The sequence below is a fragment of the Cellulomonas sp. EB106-03-03-XG116 genome (genome assembly GCF_058792015.1).
The window spans coordinates 19,879-29,728 of the sequence record NZ_JBYTEP010000051.1; the positions used below are offsets into that span (position 1 = coordinate 19,879).

Annotated in this window: 12 protein-coding genes and 1 pseudogene; all 13 read left to right on the forward strand. The window is 75.6% G+C overall.

Annotated elements, in window-relative coordinates:
- Window positions 1-77: 77 nt before the first annotated feature.
- Entirely contained in the window at window positions 78-1,436 is a 1,359-nt protein-coding gene (gene fliD, locus AC3WUG_RS16010) for a flagellar filament capping protein FliD (RefSeq protein ID WP_492328578.1), read from the forward strand.
- Between the two features lie 29 nt (window positions 1,437-1,465).
- Window positions 1,466-1,912, forward strand: coding sequence for a flagellar export chaperone FliS (locus tag AC3WUG_RS16015; RefSeq protein ID WP_492328579.1), 447 nt, complete (start codon window positions 1,466-1,468; stop codon window positions 1,910-1,912).
- Window positions 1,902-2,348 (forward strand): hypothetical protein, encoded by a 447-nt coding sequence (locus AC3WUG_RS16020; protein WP_492328580.1) that lies wholly within the window; start codon window positions 1,902-1,904, stop codon window positions 2,346-2,348. The genes AC3WUG_RS16015 and AC3WUG_RS16020 overlap by 11 nt, the downstream gene beginning before the upstream one ends.
- Before the next feature lie 231 nt (window positions 2,349-2,579).
- Window positions 2,580-2,921, forward strand: coding sequence for a flagellar basal body rod protein FlgB (locus tag AC3WUG_RS16025; RefSeq protein WP_147797101.1), 342 nt, complete (start codon window positions 2,580-2,582; stop codon window positions 2,919-2,921).
- Window positions 2,921-3,325: a flagellar basal body rod protein FlgC gene (locus AC3WUG_RS16030; protein ID WP_492328581.1), complete on the forward strand. Its 405-nt coding sequence runs from the start codon at window positions 2,921-2,923 to the stop codon at window positions 3,323-3,325. The genes AC3WUG_RS16025 and AC3WUG_RS16030 overlap by 1 nt, the downstream gene beginning before the upstream one ends.
- A 56-nt stretch (window positions 3,326-3,381) precedes the next feature.
- Window positions 3,382-3,681, forward strand: coding sequence for a flagellar hook-basal body complex protein FliE (fliE, locus tag AC3WUG_RS16035; RefSeq protein ID WP_492328588.1), 300 nt, complete (start codon window positions 3,382-3,384; stop codon window positions 3,679-3,681).
- Entirely contained in the window at window positions 3,681-5,279 is a 1,599-nt protein-coding gene (fliF, locus tag AC3WUG_RS16040; RefSeq protein ID WP_492328582.1) for a flagellar basal-body MS-ring/collar protein FliF, read from the forward strand. The genes fliE and fliF overlap by 1 nt, the downstream gene beginning before the upstream one ends.
- A complete protein-coding gene (gene fliG / locus AC3WUG_RS16045) occupies window positions 5,279-6,286 on the forward strand; it encodes a flagellar motor switch protein FliG (protein ID WP_492328583.1) in 1,008 nt (335 codons plus the stop codon). Before fliF ends, fliG begins: the two co-directional genes overlap by 1 nt.
- Window positions 6,276-6,947, forward strand: coding sequence for a FliH/SctL family protein (locus AC3WUG_RS16050; protein ID WP_492328584.1), 672 nt, complete (start codon window positions 6,276-6,278; stop codon window positions 6,945-6,947). The genes fliG and AC3WUG_RS16050 overlap by 11 nt, the downstream gene beginning before the upstream one ends.
- Window positions 6,944-8,365 carry a FliI/YscN family ATPase gene (locus tag AC3WUG_RS16055; protein WP_492328585.1) on the forward strand — a complete coding sequence of 474 codons (1,422 nt, stop codon included), beginning with the start codon at window positions 6,944-6,946 and terminating at the stop codon, window positions 8,363-8,365. Before AC3WUG_RS16050 ends, AC3WUG_RS16055 begins: the two co-directional genes overlap by 4 nt.
- The gene (locus tag AC3WUG_RS16060; protein WP_492328586.1) at window positions 8,362-8,811 is read left to right on the forward strand and encodes a flagellar FliJ family protein; all 450 of its coding nucleotides are present in this window, start codon (window positions 8,362-8,364) and stop codon (window positions 8,809-8,811) included. The genes AC3WUG_RS16055 and AC3WUG_RS16060 overlap by 4 nt, the downstream gene beginning before the upstream one ends.
- The gene (locus AC3WUG_RS16065; RefSeq protein ID WP_492328587.1) at window positions 8,808-9,644 is read left to right on the forward strand and encodes a C40 family peptidase; all 837 of its coding nucleotides are present in this window, start codon (window positions 8,808-8,810) and stop codon (window positions 9,642-9,644) included. The genes AC3WUG_RS16060 and AC3WUG_RS16065 overlap by 4 nt, the downstream gene beginning before the upstream one ends.
- A pseudogene (locus tag AC3WUG_RS16070) lies at window positions 9,641-9,850 on the forward strand (hypothetical protein); the annotation flags it as partial. The gene AC3WUG_RS16065 and the pseudogene AC3WUG_RS16070, both read left to right, overlap by 4 nt.

A 9,850-nucleotide genomic window follows, 5' to 3' on the forward strand; every position in this document is an offset into this window, starting at 1 on the left:
GACCGTCCACCCACCGCCTGTCGCGTGCCGGCCCCGCCGGCCTGGCGCACGACCGACCCGGGGAGGACCGGACCAGCATGGTGAGCAGCATCGGGATCGACGGCCTGATCAGCGGCATGAAGACCAGCGAGATCATCGACCAGCTGCTCGCGGTCGAGGGCAACCAGCAGACGCTGCTGGCGTCCAAGCGCACCGGCCTGCAGTCGGTCGTCTCCGCCCTGCAGTCGCTCAACACCAAGGTCGCCTCGCTCGGCACCGCCGCCACCACCGCCCTCAAGGCCGAGTCGTGGCAGGCCACCACCGCGACCGCCTCCTCCACCGCGGTCACCGCCGTGACGTCGAAGGACGCCTCGCCGTCCTCCCTCACGCTGACCGTCGACAGGCTGGCCACGTCGCAGTCGACGCTCTACACGCTGCCGAGCTCCTACACGTCGGGCAAGCCGTCCTTCACCCTCACCGTCGGCGGCGAGGAGAAGACGATCGTCGCCTCGAGCCCGCACATCGGCGACGTCGTCGCGGCGTTCAACGCCGAGGGCACGGGCGTCACCGCCTCGGCCGTCAACGTCGGCACCGCCGACGCACCGGTCTACAAGCTGCAGCTCACGGGCACGAGCACCGGCGCCGAGAACGGGTTCACGGTCGCCGCGACGAACGCCAACGACGGCACGTCGCTGACCAGCCAGCAGCTGCGCGCCGCGGCGGACGCCAAGGTCACCCTGTGGCCCGGCACCCCGGGCCAGACCGAGGTGACCTCGGCGAGCAACACCTTCAAGGGCCTGCTCACGGGCGTGGACCTGACGGTCAGCAAGGCCGGCCCCGACGAGGTCACGGTCACCGTGGCCCGCAACGCCGCCTCGATGAGCAAGCTCGCGTCGAACCTGGTCACGAACCTCAACGCGGTGCTCGGCGACATCGCCGACCGCACCAAGTCGAGCTCGGGCACCGCCGCCGACGGCGGCTCGATCCTCAAGGCCGGCCTGCTGTCGGGCAACACCGCGGTGCGGATGCTGCAGCAGAGCGTGCTCGCCGCGGGCTCGATCGACATCGACGGGAAGTCGCCCGCGTCGGTCGGCATCGTCGTCGGCCGCGACGGCACGTTCACGTTCGACGAGGCGGCGTTCACCGCCGCGTACGCCGAGGACCCGGTCGCCACCCAGAAGATGGTGCAGGCCGTGTCCACCGCGCTCGAGACGGCGGCCACCGCGGCGTCCGACAGCACCAAGGGCACGCTGACCGCGCAGATCACCTCGTACCAGACCGAGGTCACCGACCTCGCCGACCGGATCGCCGACTGGGACGACCGCCTGGCCACCCGGCGCGCCTCGCTGACCCGCATCTACACCGCGATGGAGGTGTCGATGTCGCAGATGCAGTCGACCTCCAACTTCCTGTCCCAGCAGCTCGCCCAGCTGAACGCGAACAACGCGTCGAGCTGAGCCACACCCACCACGCAAGGGGGACCGTCGTGTACGACGTCCGGACCCGGTACCTCGCCGACGCGGTCGCCACCGCGGGCCCGGCGAAGCTCCTCACCATGCTCTACGACCGCCTGCTGCTCGACCTCGACCGGGCGGAGACCGCGCTGCGCGCGGGCGTCCGCGCCGAGGCCACCCAGCAGCTCGCGCACGCGCAGGAGATCGTCGCGGAGTTCATCGCGAACCTGAACGTGGGGGAGTGGGACGGCGGCGACCGCCTGCTGTCCGTGTACACCTTCCTGCTCTCCGAGCTGATCGCGGCGAGCAGCGCGGGCGACGCCGAGCGGGTCGTGGCGTGCCGCGCGCTGGTGGCGCCGCTCGCCGAGGCGTGGCGCGAGGCCGCGCTCGTCGTGGCCAAGGACGTGCCGACGCAGCGCCCCGCCCCGTCGTTCGACACCGCCGACGCCGGGTCCGGGGGTGTGCTCGGTGTCGGCTAGCAGCGCCGTCGCCCCGGTCCAGGGCGCGCACACCGCCACGGCGCTCGACGCGGACGCGCCGCACCACGACCCGCACGGCGCCGGTCACCACGGCGAGGGCGCCGACCGGGAGGCCGCGTGGGCGCGCGCCCTCGCCGAGATGGAGACGGCCGCGGACCGCGCCGAGCACCTGCTCGCGGCGGCCGGCTGGGCCGACGCCGGTGCGGCGGCGCGGGTCGCCGACGTCGCCGTGACCGAGCCGTGGCGCACGCCGCGCGGCCTGGGCGCCCTGCCGCTCGCGCTCGCCCCGCGGGCCGCCGCGCTGGTCGACCGCCAGCGCGACCTGGTGCGCCGCACCACCGAGCAGCTCGCGGAGCACCGCCGCGCGCTGCGGACGACCGACGGCCTGCGCACCCGCGCCGCGGTCGCCCCGGTCTACCTCGACGTCGAGGGCTGACCCGGGCCTGGGTGCCAGCACCCAGAAAGGCGGCCGGACATTCTCCGGCAAATTCGGACAACCCGTCCGAATCGCGTCCGCCGCGCGAGTGATCCGCGACATTTCTCGGTCGCACACCTCAGCACCCCCCGCCCCCCGCCGATGGGACGCGTGAGCACGGATCGCTCGCGCAGCAGGCCATGGATCAGGCCGACCAGGACCAACCTCGGGTGAGGGTGACCCTGCATGGGCATGTTCGACTCCGTCAGCTACGTCGCGATCAACAGCGCGCTCGACGGCCTGGCCGCGCGCCAGCGCGCCATCGCCGAGAACGTGGCGAACATCCAGACCCCCGGCTACCACGCCAAGAAGGTCCAGTTCGAGGACGCCCTCGCCCGCGCGGTCTCCGCCGGCACCGGCGCCGCGTCGGCCACCACGGCCCGCTCCCTCGAGCCCACCCGTCTCGACGGCAACAACGTCAACCTCGACGAGGAGACGCTGCTCAACGTCGACACGCAGCTGCGCTACCAGCTGGCGACCCAGGCGGTCGACGGCACCTTCTCCGGCGTCCGCACCGCGATGAGGACCTCCTGATGACGACGTTCGGGGCGATCGGCATCGCCAGCACCGGCATGACCGTGTACCGCAAGTGGATCGACGCGGTCAGCGACAACCTCGCGAACATGAACAACGCGACGGCGACGTCCGAGGCCGCCTACCAGGCCAAGTACGTGGTCGCCTCGGAGATCCCCACCGCGAACGGCGGCGGCGCGCAGGTGTCCGGCATCGCGCTCGGCCCCGCCGAGGGCCGCGTGGTCTACGAGCCCACCAACCCGCTCGCGGACGAGGACGGCTACGTCCGCTACCCCGAGGTCGACATGGCCTCCCAGATGACGCAGCTGATCATGGCGCAGCGCGGCTACCAGGCGAACGCGGCGGTCGTGGACCGCGCGAAGACGTCCTACGAGGCGGCGCTGCAGATCGGACGGAACTCGTGAGCATCCAGCCCGTCAGCGGGGTGTCCGGCGTGTCCGGCCCCTCCTCCCTCTCCGAGCTGTCGGACCTCGCCGGCCTGCAGGGCCTCGGCGCGCCCGGGGCGACCGGCACGGCCGGCGCCACCGGCACCGCCGGCGCCGACGGCGGGTTCGCCGCGGCGCTGGGCGCCGTCGACCACGTCCAGCAGCTCCAGTCCACGAGCCAGGCGCTCGCCGTCCAGGCCGTCACCGGCGACCTCGACGACGTGCACGACTACACGATCGCGTCGTCCGAGGCGAAGCTCGCGCTCGAGCTCACCGCCGCCGTGCGCAACAAGGCCGTCGACGCGTTCACCGAGATCATGAGGATGCAGGCCTGATGCCCGCCCAGGTGAAGTCCCTGTTCGGCCGCATGAGCGGCGCGGTGAAGCAGTTCTCGCTCCCGCAGAAGACCTTCGCGATCATCGCGGTCGCCGCGATCCTGCTCGGCGGGTTCGCGATCTACTCGTGGGCCTCGAAGCCCACGCTGGCCCCGCTGTTCTCCGGCCTGTCCGCGACCGACGCGTCGGCCGTGGTCGACCAGCTGTCGGCCGAGGGGGTGTCCTACGAGCTCACCGACGGCGGCAGCACGGTCATGGTGCCGCAGGACACGCTCTACTCGATGCGCCTCAAGCTGGCCGCCGCGGGCCTGCCCGCGAACGCCGAGGGCGACGGCTACTCGCTGCTCGACGGCATGTCGATGACGTCCAGCGAGTTCCAGCAGCAGACCACCTACACCCGCGCCCTGGAGGGCGAGCTCGCCAAGACGGTCGGCGCCATGTCCGGCGTCGAGGCCGCCACGGTGAAGCTCGCGCTGCCGGAGGACTCCGTGTTCGTGTCGCAGCAGCAGGACCCGACGGCGTCGGTGTTCGTGCGCACCAAGACCGGCACCCAGCTCAGCACCGACCAGGTCGAGGCGATCGTGCACCTGGTGTCGGCCGGCATCGAGGGCATGAAGGCCACCGACGTGGCCGTCGTCGACTCCACCGGCAAGGTGCTGTCCGAGGTCGGCACCGGGCTCACCGGCGGCACCGGCGACGAGGCCACCTCGGCCTACGAGCAGCGGGTCACCGGCGCCGTGCAGGCGCTGCTGGACCAGGTCGTCGGCGCGGGCAAGTCCGCCGTGACCGTCACCGCCTCGCTGAACCAGGACCAGACCCAGCGCACCTCCGAGGAGTTCTCGGCCACCGAGAACACCCCGCCGCTCGTGTCCTCGACGACGACCGAGGAGTACACCGGCTCGGGCTCCGGCACCGCCACCGGCGTGCTCGGCCCGGACAACATCGCGGTGCCCACGGGCGACGGCGACGGCACCGGCTCCTACACGAACACCACCGAGGACGTCAGCAACGCGGTGAACAAGGTCACCGAGGTCACCACGGTGGCCCCGGGCACGGTCGAGAAGCAGTCGCTCGCGGTGCTGGTCGACCAGAACGCCGCGGCCGGCATCGACCTCAACCAGCTCACGGCGACCCTGACCGCCGCCGCGGGCATCGACACGGCGCGCGGCGACACCATCGCGGTGCAGGCCATGGCCTTCGACACCACGGGCGCCGACGCCGCGGCGGAGGCCCTCGCGGCCGCCGACGCCCAGGCCGAGGCCGACCGCCGCGCGGACCTGCTCCGGCAGGCGGTGATCGCCGGCGCCCTGCTGCTGATCGTGATCGTGGTCGCGATCGTGCTGGCCCGCCGCTCGCGGCGGAGCAAGCGCGAGGCGCTGGACATCGGTGAGCTCCCGCTGATGGACGGCCCCGACCCGGCCGCCGAGCTCGACGAGCTGCCCGAGATCCCGCCGGCCCTGCCCGGGCCCGCCGAGATCGACCCGGTCGCCGAGTCGCTCGCGGTCAAGCGCGCCGAGATCGCCGCGCTCGCCGACGAGCAGCCCGAGGAGGTCGCGGACCTCCTGCGCGGCTGGCTGACCCCCGCCGGGCGGCGCTGATGTCCACCGCCACGCTGACCGGCACCCAGAAGGCCGCCATGCTGCTGCTGCAGCTCGGCCGGGAGCGCGCCGCCAAGGTCATGTCCAAGCTCGAGACCGCCGAGATCGAGGAGCTCACCGCCGAGATCATGCGGCTGGAGCGCGTCGACGCGACGGTCGCGGACGAGGTCGTCGAGGAGTTCTACGCCGCGTCGGCCATCGGGCCGAGCGTGAACGGCGGCCTCGGCTACGCCACCCAGCTGCTGGAGGGCGCGCTCGGCCGCGACGAGGCCGCGGGCATGATCGAGCGCCTGCAGACCTCGATGGCCGGCCAGCCGTTCGAGTTCCTGCAGCACGCCGACGCCCGCCAGGTGCTGTCCCTGCTGAACGGCGAGCACCCGCAGGCCGTCGCGCTGGTGCTCGCGCACCTGCGTCCCGAGCACGCGTCCGCGATCCTGGCCGGCCTGCCGTCGGACCAGCAGTCCGAGGTCGCGCACCGCATCGCCCTGATGGAGCGGGCGTCCCCGGACGTCGTCGCGGTCATCGCGGAGTCGATGCAGCGCAAGGCGTCGACCGTGCTGACCCCGAACGAGCTGTCCGCCGTCGGCGGCGTGCAGCCGCTCGTCGAGATCATCAACCGCGCCGACCCGACCACCGAGAAGCTCATCCTCGAGGGGCTGCAGAGTCGCGACGAGGCGCTGGCCGACGAGGTCCGCAGCCGAATGTTCGTGTTCGGCGACATCGTGCTGCTCGAGGACCGCGCGATGCAGCTGGTGCTGCGCCAGGTCGAGACCAACGAGCTGTCGGTCGCCCTCAAGGGCGCGACGCCCGAGGTGCGGGACAAGATCCTGCGCAACCTGTCCGAGCGCGCCCGGGAGAACCTCGAGGAGGAGATCGAGCTGCTCGGCCCGGTCCGCCTCTCGCAGGTGGAGGAGGCCCGCGCGGGCATCGTCCAGGCGATCCGCCGCCTCGAGGAGTCGGGCCAGATCGTGATCCGGCGCGAGGGCGAGGACGAGTATGTCTCCTGAGCCCCGCACCTTCACCCAGGCGTTCGGCGGGTCCGCCGCCGGGCTCGCGACGGCCGAGCCGTCGCGAGCCGAGGGGTACGCCGCCGGGTACGCGGCCGGCTACGCCGCGGGCGCCCGCGAGGCCGCCCGTGCCGCCGAGGCCCAGGCGGCCCGGGTGCAGCGCGAGCGCGCCGAGGCCGACGCCCGGCGCGCCGCCGAGCACGCCGACGCCCTCGCCGTGCTGGCCCGGAGCGCCCGCGCCGCGGCCGACCGCAGCGCGCCCGTGCTCGCCGCCGCCGAGCACGCGCTGCACGCGGCCGCGCTGGACCTGGCCGCGGCCGTGCTCGGCGCCGAGCTGTCCGACGCGCCGACGTCCGCCGCCGCCGCGCTCGCCCGGGTCCGCGCGCTGGACCCGGCGCGCGAGGTGCACACCGTCCGGCTGCACCCGCGGGACCTCGCGGTCGTCCGCGCCGCGCTCGCCGGGGAGGCCCCGGCCGGCGGCGACGTGCTGGCCGGCCTGCCCGACCTGACCGGCGTCGAGCTCGTGGCCGACCCGGCGCTCGCCCCCGGCGACGCGGTCGGCGAGTTCCCCGACGGCCACCTCGACGCGCGCCTCGGCGCGGCGCTCGACCGCGCCCGCGCGGCCCTCGCCGCCGGCGCGGGGGAGGCCGGCGCCCGATGAGCACCCCCACCGCCGCCGCCGTGCTGCCGACCCCGCGCGCCGGGGCCGCCGCTGGTCCGGCGTCCGCCGTCCCGCCGCTCGCCGAGCCCGCCGCGGCGCTGCTGCGCGCCCCGGCGTGGACCGCGGCGCTCGGCGCCGCCCGGCCCGAGCGCGTCGGCACCGTCCGCGGGGTCGTCGGCCTGACGGTCGAGGTCGCGGGCACCGGCGCGGCCGTGGGCGAGCTCGTCTCCATCGACCCGGGCGACGGCACCGAGGTGCCCGCCGAGGTGGTCGCGACCGGCCGCGGCTCCGCGCAGGCGATGCCGCTCGGCCCGACCCACGGCCTGCGCGCCGGGATGCCGGTGCGCCCGCGGGGCACCGCGCTGACCGCGCCGGTCGGACCCGGCCTGCTCGGCCGGGTGCTCGACGGGCTCGGCCGGCCGATCGACGGCAAGGGCCCGCTCGTCGGCGTCGGCGCGGCGGAGGTGACGGGGCACGCCCCGCACCCGCTGGCCCGCGCCCGCGTCGCCCAGCCGCTCGACCTCGGCGTGCGGGTGCTCGACACCCTGGTGACCGCCGGCCGCGGCCAGCGCCTCGGCCTGTTCGCCGGCTCCGGCGTCGGCAAGTCGTCCCTGCTGTCGATGATCGCCCGCGGCACCGACGCGCAGGTCTCCGTGATCGCCCTGGTCGGCGAGCGCGGGCGCGAGGTGCGCGAGTTCCTCGAGGACGACCTCGGGCCCGAGGGCCTGGCCCGCTCGGTCGTCGTCGTGGCGACCTCCGACGAGCCGCCGCTGGTCCGGCTGCGCTCGGCGTTCGTCGCGACCCGGATCGCGGAGTGGTTCCGCGACCGCGGCGACGACGTCGTGCTGATGATGGACTCGCTCACCCGCGTCGCCATGGCGCAGCGCGAGATCGGCCTGTCCGTCGGCGAGCCCCCCGCCACCCGCGGCTACCCGCCGAGCACGTTCGCGCTGCTCGCCCAGCTGCTGGAGCGCGCCGGCACCGGCGCCACCGGCTCGGTCACCGGCCTCTACACCGTGCTGGTGGACGGGGACGACCACAACGAGCCGATCGCCGACGCCGCGCGCTCGATCCTCGACGGGCACGTCGTGCTGGAGCGGTCGCTCGCGGTCGCCGGGCACTTCCCGTCCGTCGACGCGCTGGCTTCCATCTCCCGCGTCGCCTCGCGCGTCGTCGGCCCGGACCAGAAGGCCGCCGCCACCCGGCTGCGCCGCGTGATGGCCGCCCGCCGCCAGGCCCAGGACCTGCTCGACGTCGGCGCCTACGTGGCGGGGTCGAACCCGCTGGTGGACGCCGCCGTCGCGCACGGCGCCGCGATCGACGCGTTCCTGCGCCAGGGCATGGACGAGCGCGCCCCGTCCGCGGACTCCTGGGCGCGGCTCGCCGCGCTCGTCGCCGCGATGGGGGACCTGCCGTGAGCCGCGCCTTCCGCCTGGCCGGGCTGCTGCGCCTGCGGGCGCTCGCCGAGGAGCAGGCCGCCGCCCAGCGCGCGACCAGCGCCCGCGGCCGGGACGCCGCCGTGGCCCGCGCCGCGGCGACCGAGGCCGCGCTCGGCTCGGCCGTGTTCCCGCCGGGGGCCGACGCCCGCGGCGTGCAGGCCGTCGTCGCGAGCCGGCTCGCGCTGTCCGCGCTGCTGGTCGACCGGCGCGCCCAGGTGCTTGTCGCGCAGGACGAGGTCGACGCCGCCGACGCGGCGTGGTCCGCCGCGCGCACGCAGACCCGCACGCTGGAGAAGCTGCAGGAGAAGCACGAGACGGCCGTCCGCGCCGAGGAGCAGCGGGCCGAGCAGGTCGTGCTGGACGAGGTCGCCGGCCGCCGCCGCGCCGCCGTGCCCGCCGGGGCCGACCCGGAGGGGGCCCGGTGACCGGGGGAGTGGCGGCCGTGCAGGCCCGCATCGCGGAGATCCGCGCGTACGTCGAGCCGGCCACGGTGCCGGCGGCGGGCGCGACGGCCGCGGCGGGGGTGTCCGCGTCCGCGTCGGGGGTGTCCGCCTCCGGCTCGGCCGCCTCGGCCGCCGCGGGCACCGACTTCGCCGCCGCACTCGCGCAGCTCACCGGCACCGCCGGCGCCGACCTCGGCACCGTGCCCGCGCACGCGCTGTCCACCACGGTGACCGGCCAGGACCTGGTCGAGGCCGCGAAGAAGTACCTCGGCACGCCCTACGTCTGGGGCGGCGAGTCGCTCGCGGAGGGCGGCCTCGACTGCTCGGGGCTGGTGCTCCGCTCGCTCGCCGACCTCGGCATCACGTCGGGCGTGCCGCGGGTCGCCCGCGACCAGGCCACGCTCGGGGAGGCGGTCCCGTCCCTCGACCAGGCCCTCCCGGGCGACCTGGTCGTGCTGAACGGCGGCAAGCACATCGGCATCTACGTCGGCGACGGCCAGATGATCGACGCGCCGAAGCCGGGGAAGTCCGTGACGATCCGCGACGTGTACGCGGAGCCGACGACCATCCGCCGGATCCTGCCGCAGGCCGCCGCCACCCCGACGGCCGCCCCGGCGTCGGCCGCGCTGTCCTCCGCGCTCGCGAGCACCGCCGCCGGGCAGAACGCCCTGGCGCTGCTCACCGGCTCCGCCGGCGCGACCGCCGGGTCGGGCACGACCGGCTCGCTCACCCAGGCGCTCGGCGCCCTCGGCCCCGGCTCGGCCGGCGCCTCGACCTCGTCCCTGCTCACGTCCCTCTGGGGGGCCGCCTCGTGACCATCAGCACGCTTCCCGCCGCCCCGGCGCGCGCCGCCGGCGCCGCGTCGGCCGGCACCGCCGGGCGCACCGCGTCGACCGGGTTCGACGCGGTCCTGCAGGGCGCGCTCGCCGCGGGCCCGCAGGACCGGGCCGCGCAGCCGGACCGGTCCGCGCCGGACCGCGCGCCGGCCGACCGGACCGCCGCGGGCCGCCCGGGCGCCGAC